This window comes from Thermodesulfobacteriota bacterium (assembly GCA_035559815.1).
Lineage (GTDB): Bacteria > Desulfobacterota_D > UBA1144 > Nemesobacterales > CSP1-2 > DATMAT01.
Map to the genome: position 1 here is coordinate 12,012 of DATMAT010000021.1, position 18,671 is coordinate 30,682.

Here is an 18,671-nt window from a genome sequence, read left to right on the forward strand (position 1 = left end):
AACTTACTTATGATAATCTTCGCCTGTCGTTAAAATGAAAATTAAGTCTATCGAGCTAATCGGGTTTAAATCATTCTACGAGAAAACCGTAATCCATTTCCACAGCAGAATAAATGCTATCGTAGGGCCTAATGGATGCGGAAAGTCAAATATACTGGATGCAATACGCTGGATACTGGGGGAGCAGAACCCCCGGAGACTGAGAGCCGAGGGGATGGAAGAAGTCATCGCCAATGGCGGCGAGTCATTAAAACCGCTGGGTATGGCTGAGGTCTCCCTAGCCATAACCGATGTATCCAAGGACGGTTTCAACGAGGTTGTGATCAAGAGGAGGCTCTTTCGCTCCGGAGAGAGTGAATACTACATAAACGGCACGCCATGCCGGCTCAAGGATATTACGGAAATGTTCATGGACACGGGGATAGGGGCCCGGGCTTATTCCAATATAGGCCAAGGAAAGGTGGAGCATTTGCTGACCACCAAGCCTGAAGAGAGAAGGGGCATAATCGAAGAAGTCGCCGGTCTGGTGAAGTACAAGACTAGGCGTCGTGAAACCGAGAGTCGGATTGAGTCCACAAAGGAAAATCTGACAAGGGTGAAGGATGTGATAAGCGAAGTGAATCGTCAGATGAATACCCTGAGAAGACAGGCAAAGGATGCGGAGAGGTTTAGACAGCTTTCTCAAGAAGTAAGGAATCTCGAATCTAGGGCCTTGAGGGCCAAGCTCTTCAGGCTGAAGAGTGAAGTGCAAATGCTCTTGGATGAGAAGTCGAGGGTAGAGGCGGACATTTCTCAAGCCAGGGAGAAAATTAGCCAACGAGATGCCTTTTTAAAGGAAAGGGAATCAGAACTGCTAGTGTTAGAACATAGTCACGATGAATCGGAAGAAGAGGTCTATAAACTCAAGTCCGACCTGCAGGCAAAAGAATCATTTCAGGAGCTTTTGAGAAACGAGGCATCCAGCGTCGAGGAATTCATAGAGAAGGTAGAGAAGGAAATCGATTTATTGAGAGAAGAAGAGAGCAGGATAGAAACCCACATCACACTCAAGAGGAGAAACCTGGAAGAGGTCAGGGCTGTCCTATCCAGCAAAGAAACGGAACTGAGAGAGAAGGAGAGCGTTCTTTCCAGTCTCAAATCAGAGGTGGCGAAGGGGCGAGCCGACCTCGAGGCTACCAGGACAACGCTCTTTGGGACTCTGGACCGGTATAGTTCTCTCAAGGGAATGGCTTTTGGATATGACAAGGAGTTAACCGAGCTTAAATCGAGAAAGGAGCGTATCCAAAAAGAGCTTCACGATGTAAAGAGCGAAATAGATAAAACGTCTTCTCGAATTTCCGGACTGGAGCTGATATACAAGGAGATTGAAGAGCGAAGAGGACATATCGATGGAGAAAAAAAGGATATTCAAGCCGATTTTTCTGCCATGAACAGGAAGCAGGAATCGACGAGGGGAGAGGCTAAGCTGCTTAGCGAACGCCTTAACGAGGTTAATTCTAGACTCAACGTGCTAAAGCAGATTCAATCGAACTACGAATGGCTGCCCGAGGATATAAGAAGATTTTTCCTGGAAAGGAAGGGAGATGAAATCTTAGGACTGATTTCCGACTTCATCTCCGTCCCAAAAGGTTACGAGCGGGCCATAGAGGCGGCCTTTGGGGATAAATTAAAATGGGTCCTGGTCAAGGAAAAAGAGGAGGCCTTAAAGGCGATTGAATCCCTCCGGGAACTGTCTATTGGAAGAGGCACCTTTATCCCGATAGATTTCAGCAAAAAGAGCAACGGAGATTTCAAGAAAAACGGGGAGGATATCTTACCGCTTTGGGAGATGGTAAAGGTCGAGGGAATGGATTCGAACGTGATCGAGAATATGCTCAAGGGGGTTTTTGTGGTTTCTTCGCTTAGAGAAGCGATCACCCTTCGGGAAGAAATGGATGAGGGAAGCTCCTTCGTGACGCTGGAAGGGGACCTGCTCGATTCCTCCGGCGCGATTTCCGGCGGGTTTCCTACAGAGGGCGTGTTCGAGAGAAAAAGAGAGATCGAAGAGCTATCTTTGGAAGCGTCGAGACTGGATGAGAGACTCTATACTATCTCCCAGGAGATAGAGCTAAACCAGCGGGAGATCGAGAGGCTTCAAAGCAGGTTGGAACAGCTGGAAAGAGAGCTGGCCGAGTTCGGGATAAGGGATGTCGAGATTAAAAAGGATATAGCCAACTTGCGGGATAACCTCCTGAGAACTCAAAGAAGGTCGGAAGTGGTGGAGTTTGACCTGACGGATGTACAATCACAAATCGGGGAAAGGGAGAAGGGGCTCCTGGAAATTCAGGAGACACTCAAGTCCCTTGAAGACGAGAAAGAAGACCTAGAGAAAAAATTCAAGGAACTGGAAGATGGAGCACAAAAGTGGGAGGAGGAGGAGAGCCGCCTGGAGTTAGAGATCACCAACTTCATGGTAGAAAATGCCGCACTCATGGAAAAGGAAAAGGGCATCAGAGAGGACCTGGACGAGCTTGATCAGCGGCTGAAGGAGATCCGGGAAAGGATAGAGCTTGAAACCAAGGAGATCGAGAAGAAGAGGGAAGAAAAACTCAATCTGATAAAGACCGGTGAGGATGCCAGCCGCGAGGTGGAAAACCTTCTGGCGTTGGTAAGGGAGAAGGAAGAGGAACTATCAGCGTCTAAAAATCGCAGAAACGAGGTTTTAGACCATATAAAAAAGGTAGAGAGCGAGCGAGAGGAGTTGAGGCTCCAGCTTGATTTGCTCCAGGAGAAGTCAAACAACCTAGGGCTTCAATTGAAGGGCCTTCAGATGGAGATGGAGCACAGCGAAGAGACGATACAAAAAATGGGCCTAGAATTTGATGGTCAGGCTGACGCTGATGCAACTGCTTCCGAGGAAGAGAATTACCATGATGGTGATCATGATGAGGCAAGACTTCGGGAGCTTAAGGAGAAGATCGAGGGATTCGGCCCGGTAAACCTTTTAGCCCCGGAAGAGTATAAGGGCCTGGAGGAAAGGCATAGGTTCTTGAATGAGCAAATGGAGGATTTGGTGAGTGCCCTATCTTCTCTCCGAAAGGCCATTAACAAGATTGATACTGAGTATGAAAAGAGATTCAAGGAATGCTTCGATGTAATTAATAAGAAATTTCAGGAAGTTTTCAGCAGGCTCTTCCGGGGTGGTGAGGCGAAACTGATGCTCACCGACCCGGAGGACATTCTTCATACCGGTGTCGAGGTGATGGTTAGGCCTAGGGGGAAAAGATTTCAATCCGTAAACCTCCTTTCAGGCGGAGAAAAGGCGCTTTCCGCCATAGCCTTGGTTATTTCCGCCTGCTTTGTAAAACCGGCACCATTTCTATTACTGGATGAGATCGATGCTCCCTTGGATGATGCCAATACCGCCCAGTTTTTGGACCTACTCAAAGACATAGCCAGCGATTCTCAAGTGGTAATAATCACGCACAACAAGCGAACGATGCAGGCAGTAAACGCCTTAATCGGCATAACCTCGGATAAGCCCGGCGTTTCTAAAGTGGTTTCAGTCGAGCTAAATGGTGCCTGAGGCACGAAGATCATAACTTTAATTTCGGTCATCGAAAGCCAATTTATTGAGCTAAAGAAGACAGAACACTCGGCGTCGTATATCTAGGTATAGTTCTCACCAAGAAAATCAATGTATTTATGGAGTTATGAAACACTCCCGGAGAAACCGTCCGGCAATCACCTACCGGAATTAGCCATTTTTTGCTTGTTATGGGTAGGTTTTCAGCTTATAATTTTAAACGGCTTTTTAAGCGTGGAGGTCTAATAAAAGTATGATTTCTTATATAATGAAAAAGATTATCGGCTCTCAGAACGAGAGAGAGCTTAAGAAACTCCGTTCCGTCATATCCAGCATAAACGAATGGGAAAACGAGCTTATAAAACTCCCTACATCAGAATTAATCAACAAGACAGCGCATTTCAGAGAGACGATTAAGAATAGACTAAATGGCGCCCAGGAACTGGAGGAAGAAGAGTATTTTAAAGGACTTGAGGATATTCTTTGGGAAATCCTTCCGGAGGCATTCGCCGTGGCCAGGGAGGCGTCCCGGAGAACATTGGGGATGCGTCCATTTGATGTTCAGCTCATAGGCGGAATGGTCCTTCACCAGGGAAAGATTGCGGAGATGAAAACGGGGGAAGGAAAGACCTTGGTTGCTGCTCTGCCTATTTATCTAAACGGTATAACCGGTCATGGTGCTCACCTGGTTACGGTGAACGACTACTTGGCCAGGCGCGATGCTACCTGGATGGGTCCGATTTACAAATTACTCGGAATGAAAGTAGGGGTTATAAACCACGAAGTTTCATACCTGGTCGAATGGGAAGACCCGGAAAGGGCCGAGCGGGCGGTAAGGAATAACCTAAGCGTCTGGCCCAATGAGTACATAAATATGGACATACCCCCGGAGAGAAACCTAGAGGCACTTGCCGCCTTCAAAACTAAGTTGGTCCAATGCTCCAGAAAAGAAGCCTATCTTGCCGACGCCACCTACGGAACCAATAACGAGTTTGGGTTCGATTACCTCAGGGACAATATGAAGTTTTCCCTAGATGATTACGTCCAAAGGGAACATAACTTTGCAATCGTAGACGAGGTGGACAGCATCCTCATAGACGAAGCTAGAACCCCACTCATCATCTCCGGCCCCTCTGAAGATTCGACCAAGCTTTACTACGAAATAGACGGTGTGGTTAGAAAACTAAAGAAGGATGTTGACTTTACCATAGACGAAAAAACCCGTCAGGTGACTCCTACCGAGGAAGGCTCGACGAAGATAGAGAAAATGCTCGGGATAAGTAACATTTATGACCCGACAAACCTGGAGCTCCTCCATCACGTGATTCAGGGACTACGGGCGCACAACCTTTTCCACCGTGACGTGGACTATATGGTGAGAGAAGGAAAGGTGATTATAGTAGATGAATTTACCGGGAGGCTTATGCCCGGGAGGAGATGGAGCGACGGGCTTCACCAGGCTATAGAAGCAAAAGAGGGTGTAGAGATTGAGAGCGAGAACCAGACACTCGCTACCATAACTATTCAGAACTACTTCCGAATGTATCGGAAGCTGGCCGGAATGACCGGTACGGCCGATACAGAGGCGGTAGAGTTTAAAAAGATCTATAACCTGGATGTGGCAGTGATTCCTACACATAAACCGATGATAAGGATCGACCACAACGATTCCGTTTACAAGACGGAGCGAGAGAAGTTTAACGCGGTCGTCGAAGAAATAAGGGAGCTAAACTCGCTGGGAAGGCCGGTGCTGGTAGGAACAACATCCATCGAGAAATCGGAAAGGTTGAGCAAGATGCTAGAGAAGCTAAGAATCAACCACCAGGTCCTGAATGCGAAGCACCATGAGAGGGAAGCAGAGATTGTGGCACAGGCCGGCAGGGTCGGCGCCATCACCATAGCCACAAACATGGCCGGACGGGGCACGGATATTCTTCTTGGAGGAAACCCGGAGTTTCTGGCCAAAGACATACTAAAAAGAAAGTTCAAGGTGGAGAGCCACGAGGCGGAACCGCATCAATTCGAGGAGGCTATGCTCGAGGCTAAGTCCATTTGTGAGGCAGAAAAAAAGAAGGTTATCGACCTCGGCGGGCTGCATATAGTCGGTACGGAGCGGCATGAAGCCAGGAGGATAGATAATCAGCTAAGAGGTAGGTCTGGAAGACAAGGGGACCCGGGTTCCTCCCGTTTCTACATATCGCTCGAAGACGATTTAATGAGGATTTTTGCCTCGGAAAGGATCTCCAAGGTTATGGACAGGTTGGGGTGGGAAGAAGGGGAGCCGATTGAAGCCAAGCTAATCACAAAATCCATAGAGAATGCTCAGAAGCAGGTCGAGGCCAGGAATTTTGACATAAGAAAGCATCTGCTCGAGTATGACGACGTTTTAAACACACAGAGAGATGTGGTTTACACCAAGAGAAAGGAAATACTGGCCGGGGAAAACCTTAAGGAAAACCTCTACGAGATGACGGATGAATTGCTTCAGGATATAGCTTCAATATACATATCCGAAAAACAGAATGCGCAAGACCTGGACTTGAAGGGGCTCGGCGAAGCTATCCATCAAAGTTTCAACGTGGAGCTTGATTTCGACGGCCTCTCCCTAAACGGCATGAAGAGTGCAGAATTAATCGACTATATAAAGGACAGAGTTATAAGGTCATACGAGGAAAAAGAAAACGAGATAGGTTCTGATACTATGAGACAGATCGAAAGGTACGTTATGCTTCAGACCCTTGATTACCTCTGGAAAGACCATCTCCTCAGCATGGACCACCTGAGAGAGGGGATCGGGCTTAGGGGTTATGCCCAGAAGGACCCGCTTTATGAATACAAAAAAGAGGGCTACGAAATGTTTTCCGACATGATGAATCGTTTCAATCAAGATGTATGCGAAAAGCTATTCCGGGTAAGACCGGTTAGCGACCTAGACATGGAGCGGCTGGAACGAAGAAGAAGGCTCGAGCAACAGCGTATGGTCCTCAGCCGGGGCGAAGAGGAGGAGAGAAAAAAACCGGTGAGGCGCGAACAAAAGGTGGGAAGAAATGACCCCTGCCCATGCGGAAGCGGAAAGAAATATAAAAAGTGCTGCGGTGCTGCATAAAGGAGAAAGAGTATTGGAATCCAGAGAGCTTTCTACAAAAATTAAGAGCCTAGAAAAAAATATCCAGAGGGTGATAAAGGGAAAGCCGGAGGTAGTGAGGACCTCTATTGTAGGGCTTCTTTCTCAAGGACATATGCTGATCGAAGATATACCCGGTGTTGGAAAGACTACACTAGCTCAGGCTTTGGCCAAGTCCACCGCCATTTCTTTCAAGAGGGTTCAATTCACGAGCGACTTGCTCCCGTCTGATATCCTCGGCGTATCCGTGTTTGACCAGAAAAACGGGGAGTTTAACTTCAAGCCCGGCCCCATATTCGCGAACATAGTGCTTGCCGATGAAATAAATCGGGCCACACCCAAGACGCAGAGCGCCCTTCTTGAGGCCATGAACGAATCCAGAATAACTATAGACGGCAAAAGCTACGAGCTCCCTAAGCCTTTCATGGTAATCGCCACACAAAACCCGTTTGAATATAAGGGCACTTTTCCCCTTCCCGAGAACCAACTGGACCGTTTCTCGATGAGGATAAGCATAGGCTATCCTGATTACGAGAGTGAAAAGGAGATTCTATCAAAGTTTAGCCCGGCAAACCCCTGGGACGGAATTCAGCCGGTAATATCCCGGGAGGAGGTGCTCCTTCTCCAGGGTATGGTGGAAAAGGTAAAGATCGATGAATCCATCCTGGACTATATATTATCCATAATAAAAGAGACCAGGAATCCAAAGCTTTTTGAGCTGGGGGTAAGCCCCCGGGGAGCGATAGCCTTAAAACGGGCAGCCCAGTCACACGCCCTTATCGAGGGCAGGAGTTACTGCATCCCGGATGATGTGAAGGAGATGGCCATACCTGTTCTTGCGCATCGGGTCATATTGAAGCATGACGGCTTAATGGGAAATGGAAGAGAAGGGTCAATCAAAGAAGCCCTGGAAAGAGTAAAAGTACCTATTTAGATTGAAGCTGAGTTTATCATCAGTAATATATTTGTAAGGAACGCATACATGCGTTCCTGTTGTTATTTTTAACTTTTAGACTTAAAGTCTAGAGAGAGAGAGAGATGAGCATAGATAGTAAAATCTATTTTTATAAAGGAAAGCTGCCCTTTTATTTCTTCCCGCTTGTTTTACTCGGGTTGATTGCCTTTAGCCTCCTTGCCCTAGTGGGTCTTTTCATCGGTGTCGTTATCGGTGCCGTTGCCATTGGATTTTTGGCACTACGTTATTTTCTCTCATCTAAAAAGATTGAGACAAAGCACGTAGAGGACGACGGCCGCACCATAGTGCTCAGAGAGGATGAGTACGAGGTAATCGAGAAAAAAGATAGTATAAGAAGCTGAAGTTTTTTAAATAGGCTTCCACGGCCGGATACAAACCCAGCACATCGAACATTTCCGGTTAAGCATGTATATGGTGTGGTGTAGTTCATCAATCCCGCACGCGTTCAGCGGGAATCCGTTATTTAGTCGGCCTGATAAAATTGATAATCAATTTTTCTACTGCGAGATTAATTTTCTCTTGCTTCATGAAATCCGAGCTATCAAAACTCGGTAGGGCTTGCATTGCCCCCCGCCAGACCAGTACTCTGGTTTCGGCGTCTATCACGTCGATAATTAACGTACCCTTTTTGTATTCGTTGTTAATATCATTTTCCTGCCCGGCTTCGGTAATGTTGTATGTCTTATTCAAGTCATGGTCATTAATGGCATTTACGGGCACCAGATAATAGCCGATCAATAAATCATGGGTTATGGTTTTTGCGCTTAAAACGCTCATGTTTTCTCTTATCCCATCAGGGTGACGGAATCCAATATTTATATTCTTGAATGTTTTCTCGCTATTTGCCGGAAGCAAGTCTTGAATGACAAAAATGCTGGTTGGCCCCCAGTATCCTTCTTTTTCTCTCGCTGTGCCCAGATAGCCAACCTTGATTCTCAAATCTCTGACGTCCTGACTCCCTTTATTCTCCAGAGTAATCTCCCTCAAGAGTCCGCTCGCTCCGAAGTTGGCAGCCCAAGCCCAGTTTTTAACTAAGATTAGGTCGCTTGGTTTCATCTCTGTCCCCTTTTTTTCCCGGTCGAATACGGCTTTACCGGAATATGCTGACTTGTCGTATTCAAAACCATGAGGGGTTAGGCGTTTAGTTATGGCTTTTTGAATCGTATTCTGTGAAGGAAAATCCTTTGGGCCAGCGGTTAAACCGGCCAAGTAGTAAGCGTTAATCGATTCGGGCAGCCAGGCGAAACGGACCGGGGTTTCTATAATAAAATTTGGGTTTCTTATGAAAACGGCCTCGGATGGAGATTTGGTAGGTTCCTCCTCAAAATTGGAAGAGGCGCTTTGACCATATACCAAAGCAACCAGAATAATGATCCCTAAAAACAAATAACCCGAAATTACTAGTGGTCTTTTCGTTGTAAATACTTGCAACATTGTTTATTTTCCCGCTTGCATACTTAAACAGCACGATTTGTTGTTCTTGTTGGCCATCTATTGTAGAGACGCATTGCAATTCGTCTCTACAAAACCTAGATTCCCGCTAAAATCGAGCGTGAACTTTTAATGCAGGTTTAGAAAATTATTACGGGACAAAATTCTACCACAACAACCGGTAAAGGCATGGGAAAGCAAAAATAGCTTTTGGGATACACCGAACGCTTATCACCTAACATTTTTTTCCGAACTTTTTCTCCTTAGTGCTTGAACGGTACGGGTTTAGCAAGGAATCTTTAAATCAGAAGTAGGCAAGTTGTCCTTCTTTCCTATCTTGTGTCCTGGATGCACATTAGTAGAATAATAGAAATGCGTATTATAACCGTCCGATTGTTCATCATGTGTCTCCTCGTTTCAATAGCTTCTTGTGGAAGAGCTCCTATTGAAGGGGTTCACCAAGCCATGCGATTGGCTTCACCACCCAAAAACCTTACCGATGACCTTCCCCTGGACCAGTTGGCAAAGGGGATTGAAGAAAACATAGAGCGGTTGAATAGATTGAAGATTGAATCGCTAACCTTCGGCCCCAAAGCGGTATCGAAAGATAGTTATATTAAGGCTCTTGATTACCTAGTGGGACAAATCGAGTCCGGTGCATCAAGAGAAGATTTTATGGAGACCGTGGTTAATAACTTTGATTTTTACGAAGTGTATGGGAAGGATAAGTGGGGTGAAGTGCTAATAACCTCTTATTTTCATCCGGTTATACCAGGGTCTAAGACGAAAACATCCCGGTATTCTCAGGCCCTTTACTCGGTTCCGCCTGACTTAGTAAACATTCGCCTGGATGAATTTGTTAAAGGCGTGGAAATCCTCTCTCCGATTAAGGACCAGGTGCTTAATCAGACATCTCAGCTTGGTATCTTGAGGGGCCGTTTAATCCCATCGGAAAGGGGTGGTGCTTCAACTGTAATGCCCTATTATACACGGGAGGAAATCGAAAGCAGGCAAGTTTTGGAGGGACAGAATCTGGAATTGGCCTGGGTGGACCCTATCGATGCGTTTTTTCTGCATGTTCAGGGGTCGGGAACGGTAAGGTTTGAAGACGGCGAAGAGGTTCGAATAGGCTATTCCGCAAAAAATGGCCACCCATTCATCCCCATCAGTAAATATTTGCTGGATTTGATCCCTGGAGAAAAGATGAGTATGCAGGCAATCGACGTCTACTTACGCCAATTGCCCGAAGACAAGATGAGGAGGATTCTGAATAAGAATCCAAGCTATGTTTTCTTCCGAAGGCTAGAAGGAAAGCTGATTACCTCTTTGGGTACGGAGGTAGTGGACGGACGGACGATTGCTACCGATCAAAGCCTTTTCCCCAAAGGTGCTCTGGCATTCATGGAATTCTCGAAGCCGGTGTTTGAGGACGAAGCTTCGACCGCTCCTTCAAGATGGGAGCCGACTTCTCGATTTGTCCTAGACCAGGATACCGGGGGAGCTATAAACGGTCCTTATCGGGTGGACCTTTATTGGGGAAGCGGAAAAGAAGCCGGACGACATGCAGGTGTTATGAAGAATCAAGGGCGTTTGTATTATCTCGTACCCAAAGGTGAATTTCTTAAGGAGCTTTTAAAGAATTAATTGCTAAACAAAAGAATGGAAGAATTATTTCCGATTCACTTTAATACAAGATTCCATAACCTTCCCTGTCGTTGTTCGTCAAGACTGGCTTTGCTATCTCGACAGCTGAAGTGACATCCCAAATCCGATGGAGTCTCGTCTTTTTCTTAGAAGGATAAAAAAGCAGTGGACAAGGATTGCCGGTTTATGTAAATATTAGTAATGGTGAAGTGGCCAGTCACAATGATGATGGTCTTTTTCCTTCTCTTAGGCTGCAAGGGGAAGGAAAAGGACGTCTCTTCGCAGTCTTTACTGCAGAAGGATACCCTTAACATAAATATCGGGGCCGAGCCACCCACCCTAGACTGGTCCTTGGCTACAGACAGCACTTCGTTCACCGTACTTAATAACATAATGGAGGGCCTCACCAGGTTTGGAGACGGTTACCAGCCGGAGCCCGCTCTGGCAGAGAAATGGGATATAAGCGATGACGGGAAGACTATTACCTTCTATCTCCGAAAGGATGTCATTTGGACCGACGGAGTACCGCTCAAGGCTCAAGACTTTGAGTACTCCTGGAAGCGCCTCCTTAGTCCTAGTACCGGCGCCGATTACGCCTATTTTCTATTCGATATAAAGGGAGCCGAAGAGTATAACAGCGGAAAAGAAAACAGCCCGGATAAAATCGGTGTAAAAGCACTTGACGAACATACACTTCGGGTAGAACTTAAACGACCTGCTTCCTATTTTCTCAGCCTTCTAACCTTCATGTCCACCTTCCCCATGAGAAAGGACGTCGTGGAAAAGCACGGCATCAGGTGGACCGAGCCGGAAAACATAGTCACCCTCGGCCCATTTGCGCTATCGTCCTGGCGACACCATGAAAGAATGGTGCTCACCAGAAACCCGAAGTATTACGGGGAAAAACCCCGGGTGGAGAGGGTAGACATGATAATGAATGAAAATCCAACATCGGCACTCGCTCTTTACGAGAGCGGGGAATTGGATTTTATAGATGGAAGAGGCATACCGCCTCTCGAGGTGCCTCGGCTGAGGCTATCGCCGGAGTTCAAGACAGAGCCTCAATTCAGGGGGAATTACATCGCCTTCAACATTAAAAAACCGCCTTTTGACAACCCATTGGTAAGACGTGCCTTTTCCGCGGCCATAGACCGGTCCAGCCTTGCCGAGCTCATCCAGGGAGCTGGCATTCCTACAACCTCTTGGATCCCGCAGGGGATGCTGGGTTATGACCCGGAAATCGGGATCAAGTTCAACCCGGAGCAGGCTAAGGCCTGGCTTTCCCAGGCCGGATATCCGGACGGAAAGGGATTTCCCAAGGTGACCTTTTTATATCCGGACGTCGGTAACAACGGAATAATAGCAGAGGCACTGCAAAGTATGTGGAAAAGGTACCTGGGGGTGGAAATCGAGCTGGATAACCAGGAATGGAAGGTGTTTCTGAGCACACTCGATACCGACCCCCCTCACATTTTTCGCCACGGGTGGGGGGCAGACTTCCCGGACCCGCACAATTTCATGAACCTTTTCGAGTGTGCAAGCGGCAACAACGAGACCCACTGGTGTAACTCTAAATATGACGAGCTTGTAGAAAGGGCTGCCGAGGAGGAAAACCCGGAGAAGAGAATTGCCATGTATAGAGAGGCTCAGAGAATATTAACCGAGGTCGATGTCCCCATCGCGCCTATGTTTACCTCAGTCCAGCAGAGTATGATAAAGCCCTATGTTGCCGGGCTTGACCCGGACCCCCTAGGACTAGTCCTCTTCTATAAAGTCCATTTTTTGGATAGAAGTTCCTGATTGGATATAGTTAGGAAAACCTTAATCTGATTCCGATTAGGTATAGGAGGTCATCCAGGGTAATTATCCCGGTAAGCTTTCCCTTCTTGTCCACTATGGGCACACGGCGTATTCCGTTCTCATGCATCACCTTGGCAAGCTCGGCGGCCCTCTGCCCTTCCCTTCCGGTAACAATCCTGCCGGTCATTACGTCTTTCACCAGGGTCGAGTCCATATCCGCTTGTTTAGCCACTACCCTGATGGCGATGTCCCTATCGGTGAGGATCCCAACGGGCTTGCCGTCCTGAACTACTACAACGCTCCCCACATTTTTCTTATCCATAAGCCTCGCTGCCTTTACCACTTTGTCTTTAGGGCTTACCGTGATTACCTTCTTTTTTGTTATCTTACGGATATGCATCGGGTTTAATTTACCCCTTTTTATTGATTTAGTCTAATCGATAATAAAAGCATAGCTAGAACTTCTACGATTACTTAGCTGCTAATTAATAAGCTCCGATGATCCCGTATAGAAATGGGATTGTTCGGTCGTGGAATTTATCCTTTCGACTGGCTGGATAGGGTTCCGAATAAGTGCATTTACATCCTTCGACGGGGCTCTGAGCCTGTCCTGAGTTGATCCCCGATTAAATCGGGGAAGGAATGAGCGGATGCACACGTCCGCTGTTAATCAGGAATAAAAGACCCGTTCGTCCTGAGCCAGGTCCCCCGGTTTAACCGGGGGAAGAGCGAACACCTCAAAAAATCCTATCTTTACTCTTTGCGGCGAAGCAATCTCTTATTTTGGACAAGCTTAAAACGAACTACAAATTCAAAATATCAGTATCAAACTTTTGGAATCTGGAAATTGAAATTATGGCTCTGTTTGTGTCGGACAATCAGCCTGGTATCGTTAAATCAATAAGAACCTTAGAGGCTGTTCTTGCAGTGGCTATTGCTTCTTTTGTTTTGTCCAGAGGGTAAAAATGAGAAATGAGTTGCTGAAATGGAATTTCTCTTTGCTTTAGCGTGCTGATCGCTTTCTCAAAAGGACCGCAACGCGAGCCCTGTATGCGAATTTCGTTCACCACCGCCTTCGTGGAGTCAATGGGGCATTGTTCTACTCCACAAGTGGTTTTAAGGGCGACGGTTCCTCTAGGGCGGACGAGTTCTAAGGCCAGGCCCAGTCCGTCCGGTGTTCCAGTCGCTTCAACAACTATATTTGCTCCAAGCCCGTCGGTGTAATCTTTAATTTTTTTAATCGGGTCATCCAGAGATGAATTTATGACTTCGGTAGCGCCGAAATTTTTGGCCCTTTCCAGCTTCCAGTTCGAGCGGGATATAGCTATTACCCTGGCACCGAGCGCATTTGCCACGGCACAAACCAAAGTACCCAGGCGGCCAACCCCCAAAACAGCCACGGTATCGCCTTTACTCGCCGGCGTAAGCTCAAACGTTTGAATCGCCGCAGCAAGCGGCTCGACCAGCACGGCCTCTTCCAGGGAGATTTCCGGGGGTAGAACATGAACACTGCCAACCGGGACCTTAATAAGCTCGGCGAAAGCTCCGTCTGAAGAGATTATTCCCAGGACGGTCCTTCTGGGGCAATGGTTTGAGAGTCCTATTTCACAAAATTCACATAAGTCCTTATTTCTATAAGCAATGCAAGTATTGTTAATTTCAGCAACGACGCTCTTCCCTATAAGTTCTTCATCTAGCTTGTTTCCAACAGCTACAATCTCTCCGCTGAATTCATGCCCGAGAACGAGTGGCAACGGTACCTTATATTGTCCTGAGAATAAAGCGATATCAGTCCCACAGACGCCGGCAAATTTAACCCTAATCAGAACTTCGTTATCGGATAGGCTGGGCTCCTCACGCTCCTCTATTCTTATTTCTTCCGGGGAAATTAACACCGCCGCTTTATACATTTCTTTAGGAACAAATCTAAGTAGAGACGCATTGCAATGCGTCTCTACAATGATTAAAAACGTATTACCGATCTATCTTATCAATGTAGGGAACGCATATATGCGTTCCTGGTGATCAAAGGCATATTTTCCTCATTGCGCTTTACAAAACCGTAATAACCGCGGTGAGAAACAGTAGGGGCTCAAAATTTTGAGCCCCTACTGTTTTCATCTATTATCTCTCCTTGAAATAAGGAATTATCTTCTTCGCATAAGTCTTGAGCGCCTTTTCCGGGTTGGGACTGAATCGGTAAAAGAGCACAAAGTGCCTCACCCCTTTGTCGACGTATTGTTCTATCTTCTTAATACAGTCCTTTGTCGAGCCGGTTATAGTGAAATCTAGGACTGCCTCCCTCGGGAAGAATTTGCCCAACTCCCTAAACTTTTGCCTTCCTGCCTCGTCCTGGGGTACGACGTTGAAGTAGTTAAGCCCCTTGTACTCCTCCGGTATCTCGATGTCGTAGCCGGCTTTTTTGAGCTGATCCTGCATTATCAGGACATATTTAAAGGGTTCGAGCGTCTTATAGGCGTCGTCCACATTTTTACCGACGGAAGTAAATGCCCAGAGAGCCGTATCAATATCATCCAGGGAGCGGCCTCCCAACTGTGTTCCTTCTTCGATCGTTTTTAGATACTCGGCATAAAGGTTCGGGGTAAGGTCGATAGGGAGCCATCCATCGGCTACTTCCCCGGTAAGGCGTAACCCCTTAGGGCTATGAGTGGCTATGTACATGGGAATCCTATTTCTTTGGTAGGGCTTTACCTGAAGGAAAGCATCGGACATAGTGTAAAATTCCCCGATAAAATTAACCGGACCTTCGCTTGCCCATAACCTCTGCATTATCTTCATAGCCTCTCTCAGCCGGGCCAGCGGCCTATTCCATTTAATTCCGTACGCATCTAAATTCATAGATTCTCCTACCCCCAGCGCCAGGGTGACCCTTCCCTTGGAAATGTGGTCTATGGTGGCCAGCCTCTGGGCAAAAACAGCCGGATGCATCCTGTGCGGGTCGGAAACGGTTCCCAGGCGGATATTTTTGGTCATGGTCGCAGCGGCGGTTGCTACGGTCCAAGCCTCATGGGCCTCGGTCGGAGACACAAAAACTATATGGTCTGGGTACCACACGGTATCAAAACCAAGCTTATCTGCCTTAACCGAAAATTTTAGTAGACCTTCCAAGTCTGCCCCGGGCATCGGCGCGGACAGTCCGAATTTTATCTCTTTTCCCATTTTTCACCTCGCTATTAAAATTGAAACTCATTATAAACAAAAGAATGCACGAAATGCAACACTTACATTTCTTTGAAAAGAGTGATTTCTTTAAAATAGTGAACACGGGCACAAATCTTTTCCACCGGAGATAGGACTTAAATTTGAGGGGTATAAATTAATTGAATCTTTCTTTAAAATCCTTGAGTCGCGCGGTTAAGTATCCCGGTTCATTAAAAACATTTGCCAAAATCTGCACAGCAACTAATTTATGATAACAGTGTTATGCCTGGGATTCTAGAAATCCACCTGCGTTTGTTAGTTGCAGGATTATCAAGGGCCCAGGTCTAAAGCCTTAGTTGTTTTTAATCTTAAAGCACTAGTACTAAAGTCGCAAAATTCAAACTAAGCCTTGACTCATAAATCTCTCATGATATTTTCGGTTCATATTTTAAGCATTTTGAAGGAAGGATGAAGGATGGGGAGACAAAGAAGAAATCTCACCCCTATACTCGATACCAGAATCTAACTAAGTATTTCCTAGCCCTTTATAGATTCTTCTTTTAAACATCCCCTCAACTTTCAGTCCAAGACCTAAAGTGTAAAAAGGATGGGGGTGCTGTAATGAAACGAACTCTAATCAGGTATAGCGCTGCAGGAAGTGTAGTCCTATTGGTATCACTTTTTGCAATACTGACTTTCTGGGTATCAGCCCAGACAACTACGTCATCTGAAACTACGACAGTTACCGGGAGATTATTTGATGCTATTGCTGCATCTCAGGGAATGGAAATACCGATAGTTGGTGCAACTATTTCTATCAGAGGAATGGAAACCGTAGCCATTACCGATTCATCCGGGAACTTTATCTTAGAGAATACCCCATCCGGGGACTAGGTCATTCTAATCGACTCATCAACCGCCGATTCCGCTCCTGACGGCTCAAGCGATGACGGCGAAGTCATAGAAACCATATCAGGCGGAGTAGTTAGAACAGCTAATTGTACTGGCCCTATGCCTCCGGGCCCTGGCGGAGGACCACCAAGTCAAGACCCGCCGCCTTGTGATGATTGTTGTCCAATACAGGATAACAATTGGGGCTCAAGTAATAGTTTAGCCAGTGGAAATTTAAGCGAGGAACATTCTCTAGTTAGTTACAAGTCGCTTAATCAGGACAGATCATTAACGTTTGAATATAACAGTACCTTTGCTGACCCGAGACCGATAATTCAAAATCAGGTTGGCCTATTTCTACAAAATACAGAAACACTTCCCAGCACTACCTCAATGACTCTAACAGTTGATGGCGTTGAGCAAGGCACTATGTATACCAATGTAGTAGGTTTATCGGGGGATAGGAAATTTGTTCAAGCCCTCCAGTTTGACGCAAACTCGATGCCTACAGGGGTGTATCCCTATGAGGTTGAGATTAGGAATAACTATTCAAGCACTACACGGTCCAGCTTTGAGATCGGAGAGGTGTTAGTTAATAATCTGGTTAATAGCATATATGGATCAGGTTGGAGTTTAAGAGACCTATCCAGATTGTACGTTCAGGAAGATGGAAGCATCTTGATAGACGAGGGGGATGGAAGTTTGCTTCATTTTAAAGCAAGAACATCAACTTTGACCCCGCCGATAGCAGTTGGCGAGGATGTTGGTTCAGCACTTAAATTCGATGGGTTCAATGATTATGTAACATTTCCGTCTGGCACTGGCAATATGATGAAGGTTTTACCACTTACAGTAGAGGCATGGGTAAGGCCGGAAGTAAGGGTTGAAGATCCGGCTATCCCTAGCGCTTCAGATTATGGGGTTAACCATAGCACTGTAGTCAATAACGTAACAGTTACGAGTGGCTTAGGTACTGTCATAGAAAGGGGTCATGGTATCGGTGTAAACATATTTGGCCGTGATTCTACTATTACCATTACTAGACTCCCAGGCTCAGGTTATGCACAAAGAAAATATATAACAAATCCACAATTACTGCCGGACACATGGTATCACGTGGCTGTTGTTTATACCAGTGGTAATCATAAGACCTACTTGAATGGAGAGTTAATAGATGATTCTTCATATACGCAAGGAAACCTATCTGGGGCAAGTTCTTTGTTTCGCATAGGCAGGATACAACACTCATTACTCAGTCCTTTCAGTCTCGGGCATCATAGGGGGGATATAGATGAGGTCCGTATATGGCAGGCTGAACGCACTCAACAGGAAATTCAAAATACCATGTCCGTTCAGTTGACCGGAAATGAATCGGGGTTGGTTTTCTATGCCAATTTTGACGAGGGGCAAGGGCAGGTTTTAAATGATTTAACCGGTGGGAATAATGGAATTCTAGGAAATAAAACCTTAGTATCTGATAATGACCCAACATGGATAACTTATAAGCCATATAATAGAGATACAGATGGCGATTTCATAACTCCACCCGGAGATTATTCTATCCTGTTTCAAAACCCGGATGGCACATTTACCCGCAAGATGAAAGACGGAACGGTAATTAACTTCAATGCACAGGGGCTTCAGACTTCAGTTGTTGATAGGAATGGAAACACCACAACGTATCAATATGATGGCCAAAATAGATTAACAAGTATCACCGATCCGGTTGGTAAGATTACTACGTTAACTTACACCGGAGACAAGCTATCGAGTGTCACAGACCCAGCCGGGCGCACAACAATATTTGAGCACGACGGCGCTGGGAATCTTATCAAGATTACAGATCCTGACGGGACGTTCAGACAGTTCTCCTATGATTCTAACCACCGTATGACCTCTCAGACCTCTAAACGAGGTCACATAACTACTTACCAAAAACACACAAGGGGTCAGGTCTCAACATTTGACATTGTTGGCAGAGAGATTTAAGCTTAGCTTATGACGAGGCCGCTTAGGCTTGCCTTTGAAAATGCCACCTACCATATAACCGCCAGAGGAAATAGAAGAGAGAACATCTT

12 protein-coding genes are annotated in these 18,671 nt (G+C 46.3%); 8 read left to right on the plus strand and 4 right to left on the minus strand.

All coding sequences use genetic code 11. The features are described from left to right. Window positions 1-34: 34 nt before the first annotated feature. The 4 genes from smc to VNN20_05330 all read left to right on the plus strand — a co-directional run bounded on the left by smc (window position 35) and on the right by VNN20_05330 (window position 8,006). Entirely contained in the window at window positions 35-3,565 is a 3,531-nt protein-coding gene (gene smc / locus VNN20_05315; GenBank protein ID HWP91595.1) for a chromosome segregation protein SMC, read from the plus strand. Between the two features lie 268 nt (window positions 3,566-3,833). Then, entirely contained in the window at window positions 3,834-6,671 is a 2,838-nt protein-coding gene (secA, locus tag VNN20_05320; protein ID HWP91596.1) for a preprotein translocase subunit SecA, read from the plus strand. Further along, window positions 6,613-7,623, plus strand: coding sequence for a MoxR family ATPase (locus tag VNN20_05325; GenBank protein ID HWP91597.1), 1,011 nt, complete (start codon window positions 6,613-6,615; stop codon window positions 7,621-7,623). Before secA ends, VNN20_05325 begins: the two co-directional genes overlap by 59 nt. A gap of 104 nt (window positions 7,624-7,727) precedes the next feature. Further along, entirely contained in the window at window positions 7,728-8,006 is a 279-nt protein-coding gene (locus VNN20_05330; GenBank protein HWP91598.1) for a hypothetical protein, read from the plus strand. Between the two features lie 118 nt (window positions 8,007-8,124). Here the strand turns inward: VNN20_05330 and VNN20_05335 are convergent, their stop codons facing one another. After that, entirely contained in the window at window positions 8,125-9,099 is a 975-nt protein-coding gene (locus tag VNN20_05335; GenBank protein HWP91599.1) for a DUF4136 domain-containing protein, read from the minus strand. A gap of 462 nt (window positions 9,100-9,561) precedes the next feature. Here VNN20_05335 and VNN20_05340 point away from each other — a divergent pair, with 462 nt between their 5' ends. Both VNN20_05340 and VNN20_05345 read left to right on the plus strand, forming a co-directional pair. Next, complete coding sequence (locus VNN20_05340) at window positions 9,562-10,740, plus strand: MltA domain-containing protein (protein HWP91600.1); 1,179 nt, start codon at window positions 9,562-9,564, stop codon at window positions 10,738-10,740. Window positions 10,741-10,962: 222 nt separating this feature from the next. Further along, window positions 10,963-12,540, plus strand: coding sequence for a peptide ABC transporter substrate-binding protein (locus tag VNN20_05345; protein ID HWP91601.1), 1,578 nt, complete (start codon window positions 10,963-10,965; stop codon window positions 12,538-12,540). 10 nt (window positions 12,541-12,550) lie between these two features. Here the strand turns inward: VNN20_05345 and VNN20_05350 are convergent, their stop codons facing one another. The 3 genes from VNN20_05350 to VNN20_05360 form a co-directional block, all read right to left on the minus strand. After that, on the minus strand, window positions 12,551-12,940 hold the full coding sequence (locus tag VNN20_05350; GenBank protein ID HWP91602.1) for a CBS domain-containing protein: 390 nt from the start codon (window positions 12,938-12,940) through the stop codon (window positions 12,551-12,553). Window positions 12,941-13,418: 478 nt separating this feature from the next. After that, the gene (locus VNN20_05355; protein HWP91603.1) at window positions 13,419-14,450 is read right to left on the minus strand and encodes an alcohol dehydrogenase catalytic domain-containing protein; all 1,032 of its coding nucleotides are present in this window, start codon (window positions 14,448-14,450) and stop codon (window positions 13,419-13,421) included. 214 nt (window positions 14,451-14,664) lie between these two features. Beyond that, complete coding sequence (locus tag VNN20_05360; protein ID HWP91604.1) at window positions 14,665-15,720, minus strand: LLM class flavin-dependent oxidoreductase; 1,056 nt, start codon at window positions 15,718-15,720, stop codon at window positions 14,665-14,667. Window positions 15,721-16,323: 603 nt separating this feature from the next. On the opposite strand from VNN20_05360, the gene VNN20_05365 reads away from it, so the two are divergent. Both VNN20_05365 and VNN20_05370 read left to right on the plus strand, forming a co-directional pair. Then, complete coding sequence (locus VNN20_05365) at window positions 16,324-16,596, plus strand: hypothetical protein (GenBank protein ID HWP91605.1); 273 nt, start codon at window positions 16,324-16,326, stop codon at window positions 16,594-16,596. A gap of 426 nt (window positions 16,597-17,022) precedes the next feature. Next, entirely contained in the window at window positions 17,023-18,582 is a 1,560-nt protein-coding gene (locus VNN20_05370; GenBank protein ID HWP91606.1) for a LamG-like jellyroll fold domain-containing protein, read from the plus strand. The last annotated feature ends 89 nt before the right edge of the window (window positions 18,583-18,671 follow it).

Bases quoted from the DNA above. Each gene is read 5' to 3' on its own strand.
- VNN20_05330 (HWP91598.1), top strand. From the start codon at position 7,728: ATGAGCATAGATAGTAAAATCTATTTTTATAAAGGAAAGCTGCCCTTT.
- VNN20_05365 (HWP91605.1), top strand. From the start codon at position 16,324: ATGAAACGAACTCTAATCAGGTATAGCGCTGCAGGAAGTGTAGTCCTA.
- VNN20_05335 (HWP91599.1), bottom strand. From the start codon at position 9,099: ATGTTGCAAGTATTTACAACGAAAAGACCACTAGTAATTTCGGGTTAT.
- secA (HWP91596.1), top strand. From the start codon at position 3,834: ATGAAAAAGATTATCGGCTCTCAGAACGAGAGAGAGCTTAAGAAACTC.
- VNN20_05355 (HWP91603.1), bottom strand. From the start codon at position 14,450: ATGTATAAAGCGGCGGTGTTAATTTCCCCGGAAGAAATAAGAATAGAG.
- VNN20_05340 (HWP91600.1), top strand. From the start codon at position 9,562: ATGCGATTGGCTTCACCACCCAAAAACCTTACCGATGACCTTCCCCTG.
- VNN20_05325 (HWP91597.1), top strand. From the start codon at position 6,613: ATGACCCCTGCCCATGCGGAAGCGGAAAGAAATATAAAAAGTGCTGCG.
- VNN20_05360 (HWP91604.1), bottom strand. From the start codon at position 15,720: ATGGGAAAAGAGATAAAATTCGGACTGTCCGCGCCGATGCCCGGGGCA.
- smc (HWP91595.1), top strand. From the start codon at position 35: ATGAAAATTAAGTCTATCGAGCTAATCGGGTTTAAATCATTCTACGAG.
- VNN20_05370 (HWP91606.1), top strand. From the start codon at position 17,023: ATGTATACCAATGTAGTAGGTTTATCGGGGGATAGGAAATTTGTTCAA.
- VNN20_05345 (HWP91601.1), top strand. From the start codon at position 10,963: ATGATGATGGTCTTTTTCCTTCTCTTAGGCTGCAAGGGGAAGGAAAAG.
- VNN20_05350 (HWP91602.1), bottom strand. From the start codon at position 12,940: ATGCATATCCGTAAGATAACAAAAAAGAAGGTAATCACGGTAAGCCCT.